The sequence below is a fragment of the Xenorhabdus sp. SGI240 genome, assembly GCF_040081915.1.
Lineage (GTDB): Bacteria > Pseudomonadota > Gammaproteobacteria > Enterobacterales > Enterobacteriaceae > Xenorhabdus > Xenorhabdus bakwenae.
This window is the reverse complement of sequence record NZ_JBEBMB010000066.1, coordinates 1-17370: the sequence shown is the minus strand read 5'-3', so window position 1 is coordinate 17370 and position 17370 is coordinate 1. Positions and strand designations below refer to the sequence as shown.

The window sequence follows — 17370 nt, the reverse complement described above, 5'->3', positions numbered from 1 at the left end:
TAGCAATGAGTTAATTGTTTAGGTGTAGAAAGTTTATCTGCTGAATAATTCAAGCAGAGATAGCGAGAAGTATGAATCGGATGCGCGAAAGCCATCCTGTTATCCATTGAAGATAAAGGAAAATAGGCTTCATGTTGATATGAAAGATAAGTGCATGATCTAATGTTCACTACACTTGACTGGCAATATAAAAACACCTTTGGGTGTATTTTTCAGTTTAAGAAACCTTCATCGCCAGACAAGGGGTTTATGTCTGACAATATCTGCTTCCAAAGGTGCGCAGATGTACCGCATTGCATGCACTCCCTTTCAGGCTACGGGAGTTTTATTTCGCCGCTCAACGCTGATCCTTACAGGCAATGGATCATCGATAATAGTTAAATACCTTATCGATTGGATTGAGCGAGGTCAAATTTTTTTTTGATGATGGAGTGTGGAGGAAAATATGTCAGGCCCAAACCGCACCCAACTCGAGATTAACAAATAGAAAAGGGGGTACATTTTTGCGCCACCTTATTAAATTTACATACATTATGGTAAATAGACAAAGCTTTTACAACGGGTAAAGGCTTCCCTTATTGCCTTACCTAATTCTTCATCAGTGACATCTTCTGAAAGAGTGATATTACAATCATCGGGCATTCCTTTTTTCCCCCAAGTATCTAACTTCTGGTGTGCTTGTGGTGAAATTGTGATTTTACCTTCTAATAAGTTCACATCACATTTGTTCATTTTTTTGAACAATGCCCGCTTAGTTTTATATCCCCCTTTTTTCATTGCTTCTGCAATCCAGTTTTTATAACGAATGGAAATCATATCACGATGAAAAAAATCAATATCCTTATATGGATCAACAAGGCGGCTTTGAGATAGAGCTTGCCGAACAGCGCAACCTAATTCTCCATCAGAGGCATCTTTGGTCAAATAGAGAATTTCTGCCTCGTGATCTACAACTAAGAAATGATAGCCTGACATTGTTTTCACGTAATAAAAATCGTCATTAAAATCAATAGATGCATTAAAACCTAAGCCAGTATCATTAATCATTGAGTCTCCCCTCTTACAACGGTCACTTTGACATCTATATTTTTTTCTGCCGCATAGCTGATGGATTTATTAATCTCTGCCCACTGTGCTGTTGTGGTTTTTTCAGGTACAGCGAGGTGCAATGTTTTTTTCTCGATCATAGCATTGGTTACCTTTAGAGCACCCTTGGTTGTACTCTGAAATCCAACCATATCATTAATATAACCGTTTAGTTGGCTACTTATCTGTTTAGGGTTTTCTATCCTTGATTTTGTTGTAGTGTTTAACGTTTTTACGCTGATCACCTGTCCTGTTGATTTGTTAAAATAATCATTTAGTGTGACAATTATTTATTCACATAACAGATAGAAAAAGTGGTACAAAAATGCACCACCTTATTAAATTTATATGCCTTATGGTAAATAAACAAAACTTTTACAACGGGTAAAGGCTTCCCTGACCGCCTTACCCAGTTCTTCATCAGTAACACTATCTGGGAGAACGATCTCAACATCACAATTATCAGGCATACCTTTCCCTCCCCATGTCTCCAATTTTTCATGTGCCAATGGCAAGATAGTAATTTTTCCATTTAAGAGTTTCACAAGGCATCTATTCATTTTTTTTAATAGTGCCCGTTTAGTTTTATATCCCCCTTTTTTCATCGCTTCTGCAATCCAGTTTTTATAACGTATATCGGCCATATCACGGTCAAAAAAATAGCTATCTTCGGGATCAACAAGACGACTTTGGGATAACGCATACCGAGTAGAAAGCCCCAATTCCTTATCAGAAATATTTTTAGGTAGATAGATAGTCTCGACAGTATTATCTGCAGCTAACAAACGATAACCAGACAGAGTTCTGATATAATAAAAATCTTCATTAAGGCTAATGGATGTGTTTAACCCTTGGCTAATATCATCAATCATGGGGTATCTCCTTTCACAACAGTCACTTTGATATGGATGTTTCTATCCATAGCATAACTAACAGATTTATTTATTTCTGCCCATTGTGTCGGTGTGGTTTTTTCAGGTACGGCAAGATACATTGTTTTTTGTTTGATCATATCGTTTGTCAAAATAAATTCACCTTTAGTAGTGGTTTTGAATCTATCCATGTCATTGATATAACCATTTAGTTGGTTACTTATCTGCTTAGGATTTTCTATCCTTGATTTTGTTGTAGTGTTTAACGTTTTTACGCTGATCGCCTGTCCTGTTGATTTGTTAAAATAATCATTTAGTGTGACAATTATTTATTCACATAACAAATAGAAAAGGGGGTACATTTTTGTACCACCTTATTAAATTTATATGCCTTATGGTAAATAGACAAAACTTTTACAACGGGTAAAGGCTTCCCTTATTGCCTTACCCAGTTCTTCATCAGTAACACTATCTGGAAGGGAAATATTACAGTCGCGAAGTAGACCTTTTCCTCCCCACGTATCAAGTTTTTCATGTGACCAAGGTGAAATAGTAAGACTACCGTCTAACAATTTCACACTGCATTTATTCATTTTTTTGAATAACGCCCGCTTAGTTTTATATCCCCCTTTTTTCATTGCTTCTGTAATCCAGTTTTTGTAGCGAATAGAAACCATATCGCGATTAAAGAAATCAATATCCTTATATGGATCAATAAGACGGCTCTGAGATAGCGCTTGCCGAGCAGCACGGCCTAATTCTCCATCAGAAATATCTTTAGGCAAATAGAGTGTTTCAGCTTCATGATCCGCGACCAAAAGATGATAGCCTGACATTGTTTCTACATAATAAAAATCATCATTAAAATAAATGGATGCATTAAAGCCTAAATCAGTGTCATCAATCATGGTGTATCCCCCTTCACAACAGTCACTTTGACATTAATATTTTTGTCCGCAGCATAATTGATAGATTTGTTTATTTCGATCCATTGAGCTGGTGTGGTTTTTTCAGGTACAGCGAGGTGCAATGTTTTTTTCTCGATTATAGCATTGGTTACCTTTAGAGCACCCTTGGTTGTACTCTGAAATCCAACCATGTCATTAATATAACCGTTTAGTTGGCTACTTATCTGTTTAGGGTTTTCTATCCTTGATTTTGTTGTAGTGTTTAACGTTTTTACGCTGATCGCCTGTCCTGTTGATTTGTTAAAATAATCATTTAGTGTGACAATTATTTATTCACATAACAGATAGAAAAAGTGGTACAAAAATGCACCACCTTATTAAATTTATATGCCTTATGGTAAATAAACAAAACTTTTACAACGGGTAAAGGCTTCTTTTACCGCCTTACCCAGTTCTTCATCAGTAATACTATTGGGAAAAACAATCTTACGGTCGCGAGGCATACCTTTTCCCCCCCACACCTCCAATTTTTCATGTGCCAATGGAACAATAGAAATTTTATCATCTAATAATTTCACACTGCATTTGTTCATTTTTTTGAATAACGCCCGCTTAGTTTTATATCCGCCTTTTTTCATTGCTTCTATAATCCAGTTTTTATAACGAACAGAAACCATATCGCGATGGAAAAAATCATTATCTTCGGGATCAACGAGGCGACTTTGTGATAATGCCTGTCGGACAGAAAAACCTAATTCTTTATCAGTTGTATCTTTGGGTAGATAGAGTGTTTCCGTTGTATTGTCTACTACCAATAAACGATAACCAGACATTGTTTCTACATAATAAAAATCGTCATTAAAACCAATAGAAGCATTGAAGCCTAAGCCAATATCATCAATCATGGCGCATCTCCTCTTACAACGGTTATTTTAACATCGATATTTTTGTCCGCAGCATAGCTGATAGATTTATTTATTTCGACCCATTGTGCTGGAGTAGTTTTTTCAGGTACGGCGAGATACATCGTTTTTTGTTTGATCATATCAGGTGTTAGCTCAATTCCATCTTTCCTTGCTATATCATCAAATTTTTCTATTTTATTGATATAACCATTTAGTTGGTTACTTATCTGCTTAGGATTTTCCATCCTTGATTTTGTTGTAGTGTTTAACGTTTTTACGCTGATCGCCTGTCCTGTCGATTGGTTAAAATAATCGAATGTTTCAAAACCATAAGGCAAGCGGGCACTTTCTGGCAGCTTTAACTCTTTCCCCACAAAATCCTCAAACGGGTAACCCTGTCTGTAGTTGCCTTCCGTCCATGACATACCGGTTTTACTGCCATCTTTTTCAATACGAACAACATCTTTGATACTGACCAGGCCTTCCGTATTTTTCAGCCCCTTAAATTTGCCGCCAACCGCTTTGAATGTACTCGTTGTCGCTGTCGCACCGCCTTTTACCAGTGCCAGATACCCAATTATTTTCGTGGTTAATTTCCCTGCTTCCACTCCGGCATTAAAAGCGCCATCCACACCGGCTTTTTCATAGTCCCGTTCAATGGTATCCAGTCGTTTGATGAAATCGGCTTTTTCTGCCTGATAAACCGTATCCAGAATACCGTCACTATTAATCAGGGTTTTTAGTGCCTGTAGTGTCTCTTTATAATTGACGGTGGCACCGACAATGGCTACCGCAGTATCATAAAGTTCAGCAGGAACCCCGGCCACAAACCCCGCCAGTGCCACCCCATCCTGATTTGTACTGGTCAATCCCCATTTGATATGTATCAGGCCCCTCTTCAATGCATTGGATTCAGCCGCCAGTTCTTGATCCCGTAAGGCCTTTTGATGATGGGCTAAATAATTATAGCGGAAAGTGGTCTCTGCTGCTGTAGCACCACTATAGACCCCTCCCGCTTCTCCCGTAAATACGCCACCGGCAACACCCCCTAACGCCCGGATAATTTGTGCCTGTATACGTGCAGATTTTCCCCATTCTTCTGCTTTAATCGTATTTTCACCCAGAGAAATGGCGGCCAGTTCAGCGGCCAGAGCGCCAACGACAGCCCCTTTCGCATCGGCATCCGTTATTTCAGCCACCATACCACTGAGAACCGCATGGCTAACGGTCTTACCTGCGTGTCCCAGAATGTTTCCATTACTACCAATGAGATCGGCACCATGCGCATGAAGTTGACTGCCAATATTATTCAAGAATGCCGTTTTCAAATTGTCCGTAAAACTGCCGCCATTCACAGCCGTCCCCAGTGTTGAACCCACGAGGGAATGTGCGGCAACGCGCTGGACCACCTTAATCCAGTCGTTATTCACCAAAGGAAGCTGGGCTTTTGCGGGATCAACGACGCCGGTCTTTTCAGAGATGTTTCCCCATCCCATTGAGTGATCCAGACCAGCCAAGGCACCGCCCATAGCCATTGTCGTCACGAGTGATTTTACGGAGTCACGCTTTGCCAGGGCTTCCAGTGTCCTGGAGAGATTGCCTTTATTTTCAACTAAGGCAACCGCCGCCTGCGAAGTCAACCCTATCATGCCACTATATGCCGCCCCATAAGTTGCACTTGCCGCGGCACCGGTTGCCCCGGTCGCTCCCACTGCGGCCTCTCCCGCCCAGGCCGCCATACCCGAGCCTGCCGTGACTGCCGCGACAGCAATCGCAATAACTGCCCCCACAACCGGATTCAGGCTCTGGTTTTTCTTGTCCCAGTGACTGTAAGCATCTTTAACCCTGCTCCACTGCACGTCATTACGATTACGCAGATCTTTCAGCCATTCCGTCCCCGGGGTATTGCCGAGCCTCACCAAGGCGTCTTCAAGTAACTGCCCCTCTTTGGCTTTTACATCTGCACTGACACCTTGCCCAGCATCCACCGTCAATGTACCGCCAACACGCACTGACGGTATAGACCAGACTTCCTCACTACTGCCTTTATCGCGGTGGGTAACAAAAAATCCTTCTGATACTGAAACCGTCTGCTCAAATGCCGTATTTGGCATCGCCCTGAAGTTTACTTTCCCCGTTTGGCTGGTAATTTTCGCGTTTTGATGGGTGTCGAGCCGGCTCGCTTCCAACGTCACATCGTCTTTTGCCATCAGGGTAATATCACCACCCGCAATAAATTCAGTCGGTTTACTTGTTGAGTGATGTTTTATCCGGGTTGCCTCCTGACAGCTCCTGAAGATTAAAACACCGCCACATTTCCTTTCCTTATCTTCCCATTTGTATGATTCTTCCATTGCTTGCGCATAAAGAAAACCGCCTTTGGCAGCAATATCCATTGCCCCTTTAGCCATCAATGCGGTTGCCTGAAATAAAATACTGCCCTGGGCATGTATCGTTAATGCACCGCCACTCTTAAGCTGGCTAACACGTTGCGTGAAGCGTTCACTGTTACCGTCTTCGATATGTTCCTGTACCGACTCGAAGCGGATATCCCCTCCCGTGGAAAGCGTCATATCGCGCCCGGATGTCAGGCTTGAGCCATAGGTTGACAAATTTCCTGCCGCAGAAAGGGTAAGATTTTTGGCTGCATTGAGGCTGCTGGTGCCCGCCGCATAGGATTTATAATCTAAGGCCTGGTCAGGCGAATATTTTTGCGCCAGAAAAACCACGTCTTGTCCCGCGTTAACGGCGATATCCCCTCTGGTCGAGGTTAAGGTAGCAAACCGGCCAACAATATCCCTGCCTGCACTCAGTTGCAGTTGATCGCCGGCAGTAATGCGAGCGCTGCCCGCCAGGATTCTGGCGCTGGCTTCTTCTAAAGGCACATCGGGGGCATCATGTGCATGCATATCAATATCGCGCCCTGCGCCCAACGTGACATGTTGTCCGGCATTAATCTCTCTTCTGAGTAACTTAATATCATTGCCGGCAAATAAATTAATACTGCCGGTTGTCTTCAAGGGACCCACGTTCCAATTCTGGAGTGTGGGACTCACATCCAGGTTATGGCCGGCGCTTAATGTCAGGTTATAGGACGCATTGGGCTGGGTCGCCGTGTAGAAGCTCAAATCCTTACCCGCAGACACCCGTAAATTGTTAGTGGCTGAAATGGAGGGGCCATAACCGTTGCCTATTGTGATATTGCCTTCACGCACGGCATACTCAACATTGTCCCCTTTCAATACCACGTTCTTAGCGTTGAGGTATCGACCTGCAATGAATGTCAGATCGTGCTTTGCTTCCCATTGTGTGTCTTGTACATCAATGGCATTTCCCGCGTCTAGCGTAATGTTATTTGCCTGATTTGATGTCAGCCCAATGATCTCGATATTGTTACCCGCTAACATCCGCAAATTATTATCAGCCGCAGTCATCCCCTTTTTCACCGTGATGTTTCCAGTACGCGCGACCAGTTCAACCGCTTTCTTCCCTGTCAGCGTTGCGGAATCCATCCTGATATTATCGCCTGCAACCAATGCCAGATTATTATCTGCCTGCATCATTCCCTGGGAAATAGCAATATTACGGTCAGCGATGACAGACAGTTCATTTTCCGCTTTCACTTTAAGGTAACCGGAACCTGCTATTTCACCGGCATGAAGCAGGATATTTCCCCCGATGATTGATGTCATGCCCGATGATAAATCGAACCTGTTTTTAAAATTGGCAACAATATTATGCCCCTGGAGTGATGTGAGTTGTTTGTATTCCGTCCAGTCATAATGGTTACCCGTGAAAAAGCTGTTACCCGTTAAAATAAGGTTATTACGTGCCATTAACTGACTTTGATCTTTGTTGGTGAGAGTTGAGGCATTGATATAAGCATTCGCCCCTGAAGAGAGGAGGCCCCCCCTAAAATTACTGAATTCTTTTGTGCGCATGACGATATCGCCATATTGGGTTTGCAGTGTCCCCCTATTGTTGCTAACCCAACTCGCTGGATTACCCACCCAGTCTTTTTGCAGCCACAGGTTGCGATTGGCCTGAATCAGGCTAGCCTCTTCAGCTTGATTATCAAAACGATCAACAAATAAACGCATATCACCGTCTGAAATCACCTGACCCGCATTGTTCAGGGTATTAGCAGCCAATGTGATGTCTTTCCCCGCCTTGACCTGGCTGTCTTTCGCTATTTCAATGTCTTTACTGCTCACATTAATATCGGTTTTGGCGTTGACATTCCCAAGGGTGATTTTGCCATCCACCGTCAAACGGATGCCGTCCTGGTGAGTGGTCAAATTGGCGAGATTAACGCCAACACCGGCTTCCGTTCCCACCAGGCTGATTTTATTTGCATACATGCCTCCCATCGCCCGTGTATCAATGGCAAGTTTGGGAACTTCCCCTGTTCCTTTAACGGGAAAATTTCCATGTTCAAAGTCAAACAGGTTAGCCCCTTGTACCAACGACAGGTCTTTGGCTTTTATGACACCATTAAGGGTTGTCGCACGGCTGATAATATCAACATAATCTGCTGACTGTGCATCCAATCCACGCTGGCCAATAGTAATGTGCCCTTCTCTCACACCGATGGCCGCCAGTGCTCCGTTTTTATCAATCATCGGTTCCCCGGTCGTCAATGTCACCCCAGCGGTATTGATAAAACGACAACCATCACAGGTAATACCATTCCAGTTGGCAATGACGACCCGAGCTTTTTGACCCGCCACTTCCAGAGGGCCTGCCAGCTCAGAAGGGTCGGGGCCCATCACCTCATTAATAATCAGGTCTGCTCCTTTACCGTTAATCAGGTTCGGATTTGCCCGAATTCTCCCGGCCAGTTCGGTTTGTGTGTCCGTGTTCGCGTTATTTAATATCACTCCCATGCCCCCAGGCACCACAAAATTGCCGTAATAAATATGGCTCACACCTGCCGTATTCGGTTTGGGGATATTCATAACATGAGAATACATTTGGCTGCCTGTTACCGGGTCCTCGTAATAGTACTTCTCAATATCCCCTTCCTGTAGCCCGCGAGCATCAGGATTGGTTTGCCCTATCGCGGGATGCAGTGGATACACTGCCGTCAGGTAAGTGATTAGATAAATCAGGCACTTCATTTTTGATGAGTTTTGTTCAGACATCATGGGTTACCTTTTCTTATCAGGGTTAACTTAAAATTCGAGTGAGACGCTGGCATACAGTGACCACGCATCAGGCTTTAGGGTGTGCGGGTAATACAGTGGTTTGCCAATCATGAGCTGGGATGACATCACCGGTTGTGTCAGCGTGACACCAAGGGCACTGCCTAATAAATGGGCCTTTGCCACGCCATAGCGAGACTGCCCAACCCGATGGCCATAATCCAATGCCCCCATAAACGTCAGTACACCAATCTGACCGACGTCAAGTTGATGGGTGATTTCCTGCCTCCAGTAGAACCCCTGGTTACCACTCAGGTATTGTGTTTTGTATCCACGTACCGAGTACAATCCCCCCAGAGACAACCGTTCAGGGGAGGGCAAATCATCGGGACTCAACTGCCCATAAAATGAGGTTAAATACGCGGTATTGGGGGAGAGAGGATAATAGTAACTGCTGCTTAAATTGAATTTACGGAAGGTGTTGCGGGTTGCGAGAGGAGGGGAGGTTACCGCGTTCCCATACTCCAAGGTGGGTCTGAAAGTAAAATAACCGCCCCCCAATAGGGTACTGTATTGGGCGCCTACAGAGGCTGTTTTTATCACCGGACTGCTTAAAAAGAGTTTTTGATCCGCAATCGCATTTTTCACGACCTTATAGCGTCCACCGGCTTGTAAACCTAACTTTTGTTTTCCATCCCGATAAAGTGTGTGGGTGATATCAAGCTGATGTGTCTGGTTTTCACTGTCATAGGGATAATTTCTTCCCATGATGGCCAGTTCTTGCCGTGAGGTATGGTAAAAGTAGTGATAACGTGCAGTCCAATAGCCATAGGGAACACTCGTTGACAATACCAGGCTACGGCTATGGTGCATGGGTCTAAAATCGGTATCCTGTAGCCAAGAGAAAGACCACTGTTCCCCCAGTCCTAAAGGAGCATCCAAGGTCAATCCGGCACTCGCCTGATATTCGCCTATCCCTTTTTGACCACTGTTATCGACGCTGATCTGTCCCCTGCCCGGAAAGCGGCCGGCTTGCTGCCGGATATTCACTGTGGAATAACCAGATTGTGTACCCGGCTTGATCTCAATGGTGAAACGGGACGAAGCCAGGCGGTTAAGGTGTTCCAGTCCCTGTTCAATATCCCGCAAATTCAGGATCTTTCCCACCATCCCCGGAAACAGCATTTTTGCCATACGGGGCGGTTTTCCATCAATTTCAACGGCATCAACCCGGCCCTCTATCACCGTAATACGGAGTTTGCCATCGACCAGGCTCTGTTCAGGCAGGTGAGCCTGCGAAGTGATATAGCCCCCCGTGATATAAGTGTTGGTGACTGCCCGCACTAATTGCTTAAGTTCAGTCAGCGTCACGCAACGATGCACATAAGGTTGGATCACTGTGCGCTGTATAGATGTGGATAAGGATTCTGCGCCTTGAAATAGGATTTCGTTAATGCTGACGCATTGGGTATCAGTAGTCGGTTCACTCTCCATTGTCTGTTCGGGAATAGCCGATTTTTTCCGTAAATCCTCCCGCTGTTGCTGAGCATCATCCAGCACGGTTTTTTGCTGCTGACGCTGACTGTCCAGTATCGCTGACGGGGACTCTAAACGCGGTTCTGACGTTTGATGATTAAAGGGAGGCTCATCGGCTTGGGCGAGGTGTATGACAAACAGAGCCCAGCCTAATAGCCCAACTTTTATTTGGTTGAATATTTTCATTGCCATAGTTGAATTAATTAATCAGTTAATAAGTATTTAAAAAAAGCGAGATAGACTATTTTTATATCTCTTAGCTGATTTTCAATATGGCCTAAATCACAAAGTCATATTTATGGATTATAAAACCGAAAATATATTATAAATAAAATATTCACCATCCTGTAAACTTATTAATTCTAAAATAAAGCCAATTCCACTACCTCATAGATTAATATAGAACTAATGAAAATTATCTTTATAAGTTGTTGCGGAAAGCCTTGCCGATGCCTTAGTGACGACAGATTGGAAAACGGAGTCAGAGGGAATGAGAGCAAAAGGTGAACGGGAGTAAAACAGATAAAAATGCCGCTGACGCGCTGCGCTTGTCTTCTCTGGTTTGTCTGGCTCATACATTAGCCAGACAAACCAGAGAATCTGAAAAACATCCTTCCAGCCAAGAAAACCATTTTTCACTGCTCCCACCCTGTTAAAGAATTAGCAATAAAACTGTTCACCCTGTTCACCTTTAAGTATTTTACTTTAAATTCAATTCATTAGATGATGATAATTTGAAATTAAACTCATCACCACTCTTCACCCAACCGTTCACCTCCAACCAGAATAAAGGTGAACAGTGATGAAGAGTTGTGAACAGTTTTAAAATAACTATTCACCCTATAATACTTTGATATATCTGGTTTAAATTATAGGGTGAACAGGGGTGAACACTTTTTTATATTTCTTTGAAAAATTGCTACAATGAGAAGAAATTATTCTTCTGGCAGGCTATTCCTTGTCTGTTTCGGCATCCATTCGATAGCGGTATCAAGATTCAGGCTCAGATTGCTACGAATGCCCTGTTTGCTTTTCTTGCGTAAGTATTGCTGGCTGTACTCTGCCAGTGCGCCCGGCATATCCATTCCGAAGCGAGTCACGGAAACAGGTTTATTCAGGTTATTGCCTTTCATATAAGCAAGGTAGGCGTGATAAAGGTACTTACGCGGATTGAACGGCATAATTTCTGCATTGCCGATTAACAGGCCGTCGGCTTCATCGGATGCAATCAGGTAGCCGCAGAAATCGACCAGTGGATCGGTGCCGCGTTTGATATCTAATGCTTCTGCGGATTTTTGTTGCTCTGCCAGCAAGTGCCTCGCAGCTTGCGGATCAGCGAACCGATGTAGCAGATGCCGGATAATCACAGGCAATTCTGCTGCTATTTTTTCTCGTAATAAAGTATCTCGTTCATGCTCCGGCACCACTTCGGAAAAGTTGAAAATTACCCGCCGCCGTGACACGCCACCACTGCGATCACTGAAACTCATGGCATTGTTGTTTACCGCCAACACCACCGCAGGAATACGGGTTGAATAGGGCTGTTTGTGCTTCGGATCGATAGCAACTTCATCGCCGCCAGTAATCGCCTTGATGCCAGAACCATCGCCCACATAGCGAGTTTGGTCTGGCAGGATAATCAGCGAATAGCCGACAATTAACGCCCGTTCCCGTGGGTTTTCCAGCGCTGCCATACTTGCGGAAACGGTATTGCCTTTACCTGCCAGTATGGAACAAATTTCGGCAAAGATGCTTTTGCCACTGCCTCCGGCGCCGGTGACTTCCAGAAAAAGTTGCCAGTCATAACGGTTCGCTAACACCATAAACAGCGCTGCCAGCACTCTGTTTGTTTTGTTTTTACAGTTGGCAGTTGCCTGATTGAGCCAGCGCAAGAATTGTGGCGCGTGATCTTGCAGGGTTTCCCCCGAAACAGGGGAATTAAATTCAACGTCATTGGCAAGCAATAACCAATCATTTTTACGGTGAGGCCGGAACTGGCAGGTTTTCAGGTCAAACACACCGTTACTAAACCCAATTAAATGGCGCTCTGGTGGTTGCATCATGGGAAGCTGTAATTTCAGGGCATCCACGGCAGAACTAATACCGTGCGGTGAGTATGGTAGTTTTTCTTCCATAAAGGCCGCCACCATTTCCCGTTTTAAATCACGGTCACTGACCGGATGCCAAACAATACCGTCATAGTGATGAACGGTTTCCGAAGCGCCATCCAGTGCCAAATCACCGTCATAGCGTGCCAGTAAAACCTCCCCACGCTGGCTGGCTCCCATTTGACATAATGTCAGCTTAGACGGTTCGACATCATTAGGTTGAATAGCGGCTTTTTTCTTGGTTGATATTGGTTGGTAAAGCCCCTGAGTAAAGATTTGTTTTGCTGTGTCTACACCGTGTTGTTGGCGGTAATCATCCCAATCGGCTTGGTACTCTGTCGGTGGCAACGTAACCCAACCATTAACCGCAAGGGCTGCTTTTTCTGCTGAGATCTTGCCGACATTTATTTTGGGTTTCCCGTTCTTATCCAGCTCGTCGGGGCGATGCCAGTCATTATCTGCTGCAATAATGATTTTTATGTCCGGCCACCGCTCCCGAACGGCTTTGGCGACAGAGAACAAATTACCTGCATCCAGCGCCGCCAGAACAGTGCCTTTATAGAGCTGGTTAACAGTGAGTGCTGTGGCGTAACCTTCGGTAATAATGACCATATCCGGGTGCGCTTCCAGTTCTGACACAGGAATAAATGCGCCTTTCTTCTGGCTGCCGGACAGGAGTTTTTTCTCACCATTGGGTTTGATGATCTGCGCCCCTGTGACTTTTTTATCCAGGGCTGTCAGTGCCAGCACGGTGGAATTATCGAACAGTAGTCGCTGATCAAGGTGTTGCAGACCTTTTGCCGCCAGATAAGGCGATTGCCCGACGACAGTTTGCGCCATCAGTGCCGCCACTCTTTCGGCAATCGGCTGTGTGGGATAATGGGTTTCTTTGGCTGGCTTGGGTTCGGGCAAAGGCAATGCTAGTACATTAGCGACCACTTTTGCCGCCTCAGTAACAGAGATCCCTTTGGTTTTTGCCACTAAATCCAGCCCATCACCATAGTTCGGGGCGCCACACTGGCGGCAATGCCAGTTTGCCATGATGGTGATCATCGATGAAATGGAAACGGTCAGTACCACCGCAAACAGGGCAAGCGCCATGTTTGCCCTTTGCGGGAACATCAATACCACAAGCTGGCAGTAGGTTTTGCCAAGAATACATGGCAGAGGTTTTCACTGTCTGGATCAAGTCAATTGGTTTTTGAGTGCCAGCTGTTTTTTGAACTGTAAATTTAGGGCGAGTTTGGGTATGCTGTGTATCAGCCATCATGTCTACCTTTCCAAATGGTTGTTGGTGAAACGCCTCAGATGTGTCCAACCACACTGGGGCGTTGTGTTTTGTAGTTCGTTTCTTTTTATGTCATGTTCTCTTATTCGTTATGCTGCCCGTGATTCGGCGATCTGCTGAGCAATTCAGTTATCAATTTCTGCTTCAATAAAGGCCACGGAACGCGGGCCAATTTTGACTTGCTGTGGAAATGCGCCGTCACTCATCAGTTTGTAGATCCACGCTTTGCTGTAACCCGTTCTGCGTTGCACTTCCGGCAGACGGATCAGGCTGGTTTTCAATGCTGCCATTTCATGTTTTATTCTCCTGTTATCGAGTCCCTGAGCGCTCACCGTGGACGTTGTTGGATGACAGGCGGATTATTGAAAAAAATAAGACATAATGAACAGCGTTAACTCTTTTTCTCCCGATGAGAATTAATTGTTAGGTCGCATTATCGGTTTTTCTGGTCGCGTAGCGGTTTGGCGAAGTCATAGGGCGTGATGAATTTTTCCCGGTTTGCGTCCAGATAATCCGCCCACCACTGCATCATCAGCCGCCGTTCATCCAGATGTTTAGACGTGTGGATATACGCTGCCCTGACGCTGTTTCGTTCGATATGGCTGAGCTGGCGCTCGATAGCGTCATCACTCCAAAGGCCTGATTCCCCCATTGCCCCGCGTGCCATTGTGCGGAATCCGTGTCCACATATCTCGATTTTAGTGTCGTAGCCTAGGCTGCGTAAAATTCTGTTAACCGTTGCTGCATCTATAACTTTCGTGGAATGGTGAGCGCTGGGGAACATCACATCACCGTTACCGCTCAGTTTGTGCAGGGTTTTGATAAGCCGAACCGTCTGATGGCTTAACGGCACGATGTGATCAGTTTTCATTTTCATACCGCGCTCTGAGAATCGAACGCCTTTGATGGGTTTTCGTGTGGCAGGAATTTTCCAGACCGCGTTGTCAAGGTCTATTTCCTGCCAGCGGGCAAATCGCAGCTCGCTGGAGCGAACAAATGTTAACAGTGTCAGCTCGACGGCTATTTTGAATATTAAGTGTCCACGGTAGGCGGATAAGCGTCTCAGGAAATCAGGTAAATCTTCGTGGGGCAGAGCCGGGCGATGATGAGATTTTGCAGTAGTCAGTGCTCCAGCCATGTCGTTAGCGGGATTGAATTCCAGAATATCATTCTGGACAGCGTAGCGCATAATTGCAGTGATACGTTGGCATAAACGTTGAGCGGTATCATGCTTACCTTGTTCATCAATGGCTTTGACTGGAACTAAAAGTTGGCTAGTGCGCAATGTGGTGATATCACATGTGCCAATGTAGGGGAAAATATATTTTTCAAGGCCACGTAGTATTGTCTGACAGTAATTTTCATCCCAGCGCTTATTACTGGCATGCCAAACACGGGCGACTTGTTCAAAGGTGTTCACTTTAGCCGGAGAAGACGTACTTTTTTTCTCTACTTTAGGGTCAATGCCCTGCGCCATCAGCTTTTTAGCTTCATCGCGTTTAGCACGAGCTTCGGCTAATGACACTGCGGGGTAGACACCAAACGCCATCCGGTCTTCTTTTTTATCGGTGGGGCGATGGTACTTCATACGCCAATATTTTGATCCGCGTGACGTGATCTCCAGATAGAGACCACCGCCATCGGCTAGCTTGTAAGTTTTTTCTTTGGGTTTTGCGGTTTCAACCTGTCGGGCGGTGAGTTTCATGATTAGAGCATCTCTGTAATCGAATAATAGTCATCATCAAATGGTAAGTGCCCCAGATTATGCCCCTCGCTGCATATTGATTGCAACAGACTAAACGAGACGTAAAAATAAGAGATAACACTGATTTTGTTGTAGTTTATAAAAATTATTTTACTTAGCTAGACTTCACTGGAAGTGGAACTAGTTCCTAATGCAGGAAGCGGTGTTGCAGGTTTTTTATGGTGAAACGGTGCAGCGCAAAATCACCGGGATTGTCTCTCACGCTAATTGGGTGGGCACCGACGGTAACAAGACGCGCTATACCGTCACCGTCCGCCCTGCCTGCTGGCGGTTGACGCTCAATCAGGACAGCCGGATTTACCATCAGCAAAATGCGCCGGCGATATTAAACAGCCTGCTGAAAAAACACCGGGTAAAAGCCGATTCAAAACGCTACGATACGCATCAGGATCGGGAATATGTGACCCAGAAGCGCGAATCCGATTATGATTTTTTCAGCCGGTTAGCCGCGGAAGAGGGATTCAGTTTCTGGTTTGAGGATGAAACGCTGTTTTTCAGTGATAGCCATCTGGGTATGACCGCGGGCTTGCCGCTGCAATACCAGCCCCAGCCGGAAACCGCCCACGGAACAGACACTATCTATCAGGTGCAACTGGGCGTCGGCATGAGCCCGCAACGCAGTTTCCACAAAGATTTCAACCCGGAAAAACCGCGCTATCACCTCTCCCATATGCACAGCAGCGAAGGTTTCCGCGATTTCGGCAGCCAGACCCCTTACACCGTGTTTGAGAGTTACGGTCGGTTCCAGAAAGATGCGGTCGCCAAACCGTTTTTAAAATACCGGCAGGAAGCGCTGGATAACCAGAAACAAACCGGCAGCGGCAGCAGTAACTGTATCAAACTGATGCCGGGTAAAATCTTCGAGATAAAAAATCACCCCCATAAGCCTCTGAATGTTCGCTGGCAGGTGGTCAGTATCAGCCACCACGGGCGTTGCCCGCAGGCACTGGGCGATAACAGCGGAGAAGGCACCACACTTTCCAACCATTTCAGTTTTATCGATGGCCTTGCCGACTACCGCCCACCGTTCCACTACAAACCGTTAGCCGATGGAGATGAAACCGCCATCGTGGTCGGGCCGGAAGGGGAGGAAATTTTCGTCAATAAAGACGGGGCGATTAAAGTGCATTTTCACTGGAACCGCGATGACCCGCCGGATGATGGCGCTTCGTGCTGGGTACGGGTTGCTCAGGGCTGGAACGGTAACGGCTTTGGTTTTATGGCGATACCGCGTATCGGGCAGGAAGTGATTATCTCCTATCTCAACGGGGATATCGACCGACCGATTGTCACCGGTTGTGTCTACAACGGCCTGAACCGCCCGCCACTGGATTTACCGGCAGAAAAAACCCGCACCACGTTTAAAACCAAAACCCACAAAGGCAAGGGGTTTAACGAACTGCGTTTTGAAGATGCCAAAGGCAGTGAGGAAATTTATTTCCACGGCCAGAAAAACCTGACCGCCCAGATTGAAAATGATGTGCGCTGGCATATCAAACACGACCAGAAACAACGTATTGATAACAACCGTTACCACGATATCCGTGCCGATGACCATCATCAGGTCGCCGGTTCACGCAAAATCACCACCGAAGGTGATGTTTCGCACCGGATTGCCGGTAGCCAGCATACCCAGACCGGGGATGCCACCGTGATTGACAGCGGACAGGAGATTCACCTGAAAAGCGGCGGCAAAGTGGTGCTGGAAGCGGCGGCAGAAATCACGCTGAAAGTGGGCGGCAGTTTTCTGAAAGTCAC

Annotated in this window: 12 protein-coding genes and 1 pseudogene; 1 reads left to right on the top strand and 12 read right to left on the bottom strand. The window is 45.6% G+C overall.

Annotated features, from left to right (window positions below):
- Nucleotides 1-531: 531 nt before the first annotated feature.
- From ABLA76_RS13875 to ABLA76_RS13820, 12 genes and pseudogenes are all read right to left on the bottom strand, one after another.
- Nucleotides 532-1047 carry a contact-dependent growth inhibition system immunity protein gene (locus tag ABLA76_RS13875; protein WP_348988364.1) on the bottom strand — a complete coding sequence of 172 codons (516 nt, stop codon included), beginning with the start codon at nt 1045-1047 and terminating at the stop codon, nt 532-534.
- A complete protein-coding gene (locus ABLA76_RS13870) occupies nt 1044-1373 on the bottom strand; it encodes a hypothetical protein (protein ID WP_348988366.1) in 330 nt (109 codons plus the stop codon). The genes ABLA76_RS13875 and ABLA76_RS13870 overlap by 4 nt, the downstream gene beginning before the upstream one ends.
- A 66-nt stretch (nt 1374-1439) precedes the next feature.
- Complete coding sequence (locus tag ABLA76_RS13865) at nt 1440-1958, bottom strand: contact-dependent growth inhibition system immunity protein (protein WP_348988363.1); 519 nt, start codon at nt 1956-1958, stop codon at nt 1440-1442.
- Nucleotides 1955-2284, bottom strand: coding sequence for a hypothetical protein (locus ABLA76_RS13860; protein WP_348988365.1), 330 nt, complete (start codon nt 2282-2284; stop codon nt 1955-1957). The genes ABLA76_RS13865 and ABLA76_RS13860 overlap by 4 nt, the downstream gene beginning before the upstream one ends.
- A 66-nt stretch (nt 2285-2350) precedes the next feature.
- Nucleotides 2351-2866, bottom strand: coding sequence for a contact-dependent growth inhibition system immunity protein (locus ABLA76_RS13855; RefSeq protein ID WP_348988362.1), 516 nt, complete (start codon nt 2864-2866; stop codon nt 2351-2353).
- 392 nt (nt 2867-3258) lie between these two features.
- A complete protein-coding gene (locus ABLA76_RS13850; RefSeq protein WP_348988361.1) occupies nt 3259-3771 on the bottom strand; it encodes a contact-dependent growth inhibition system immunity protein in 513 nt (170 codons plus the stop codon).
- On the bottom strand, nt 3768-8918 hold the full coding sequence (locus ABLA76_RS13845; RefSeq protein ID WP_348988360.1) for a DUF637 domain-containing protein: 5151 nt from the start codon (nt 8916-8918) through the stop codon (nt 3768-3770). The genes ABLA76_RS13850 and ABLA76_RS13845 overlap by 4 nt, the downstream gene beginning before the upstream one ends.
- Before the next feature lie 27 nt (nt 8919-8945).
- Nucleotides 8946-10643, bottom strand: coding sequence for a ShlB/FhaC/HecB family hemolysin secretion/activation protein (locus ABLA76_RS13840; RefSeq protein WP_348988359.1), 1698 nt, complete (start codon nt 10641-10643; stop codon nt 8946-8948).
- A 213-nt stretch (nt 10644-10856) separates the two neighbouring features.
- Nucleotides 10857-11090 carry a hypothetical protein gene (locus ABLA76_RS13835; protein ID WP_285810964.1) on the bottom strand — a complete coding sequence of 78 codons (234 nt, stop codon included), beginning with the start codon at nt 11088-11090 and terminating at the stop codon, nt 10857-10859.
- 296 nt (nt 11091-11386) lie between these two features.
- Nucleotides 11387-13721: pseudogene (locus tag ABLA76_RS13830) on the bottom strand (toprim domain-containing protein).
- A gap of 251 nt (nt 13722-13972) precedes the next feature.
- Nucleotides 13973-14137 carry an AlpA family transcriptional regulator gene (locus ABLA76_RS13825; RefSeq protein WP_348988358.1) on the bottom strand — a complete coding sequence of 55 codons (165 nt, stop codon included), beginning with the start codon at nt 14135-14137 and terminating at the stop codon, nt 13973-13975.
- A gap of 143 nt (nt 14138-14280) precedes the next feature.
- On the bottom strand, nt 14281-15552 hold the full coding sequence (locus tag ABLA76_RS13820; RefSeq protein ID WP_348988357.1) for an integrase arm-type DNA-binding domain-containing protein: 1272 nt from the start codon (nt 15550-15552) through the stop codon (nt 14281-14283).
- A gap of 190 nt (nt 15553-15742) precedes the next feature.
- Here ABLA76_RS13820 and tssI point away from each other — a divergent pair.
- Nucleotides 15743-17370, top strand: a 1628-nt coding sequence (tssI, locus tag ABLA76_RS13815; RefSeq protein ID WP_348988356.1) for a type VI secretion system tip protein TssI/VgrG, incomplete at its 3' end; no start/stop codon positions are given.

Bases quoted from the DNA above. Each gene is read 5' to 3' on its own strand.
- ABLA76_RS13825 (WP_348988358.1), bottom strand. From the start codon at position 14,137: ATGGCAGCATTGAAAACCAGCCTGATCCGTCTGCCGGAAGTGCAACGC.
- ABLA76_RS13840 (WP_348988359.1), bottom strand. From the start codon at position 10,643: ATGGCAATGAAAATATTCAACCAAATAAAAGTTGGGCTATTAGGCTGG.
- ABLA76_RS13855 (WP_348988362.1), bottom strand. From the start codon at position 2,866: ATGATTGATGACACTGATTTAGGCTTTAATGCATCCATTTATTTTAAT.
- ABLA76_RS13850 (WP_348988361.1), bottom strand. From the start codon at position 3,771: ATGATTGATGATATTGGCTTAGGCTTCAATGCTTCTATTGGTTTTAAT.
- ABLA76_RS13820 (WP_348988357.1), bottom strand. From the start codon at position 15,552: ATGAAACTCACCGCCCGACAGGTTGAAACCGCAAAACCCAAAGAAAAA.
- ABLA76_RS13845 (WP_348988360.1), bottom strand. From the start codon at position 8,918: ATGATGTCTGAACAAAACTCATCAAAAATGAAGTGCCTGATTTATCTA.
- ABLA76_RS13875 (WP_348988364.1), bottom strand. From the start codon at position 1,047: ATGATTAATGATACTGGCTTAGGTTTTAATGCATCTATTGATTTTAAT.
- ABLA76_RS13865 (WP_348988363.1), bottom strand. From the start codon at position 1,958: ATGATTGATGATATTAGCCAAGGGTTAAACACATCCATTAGCCTTAAT.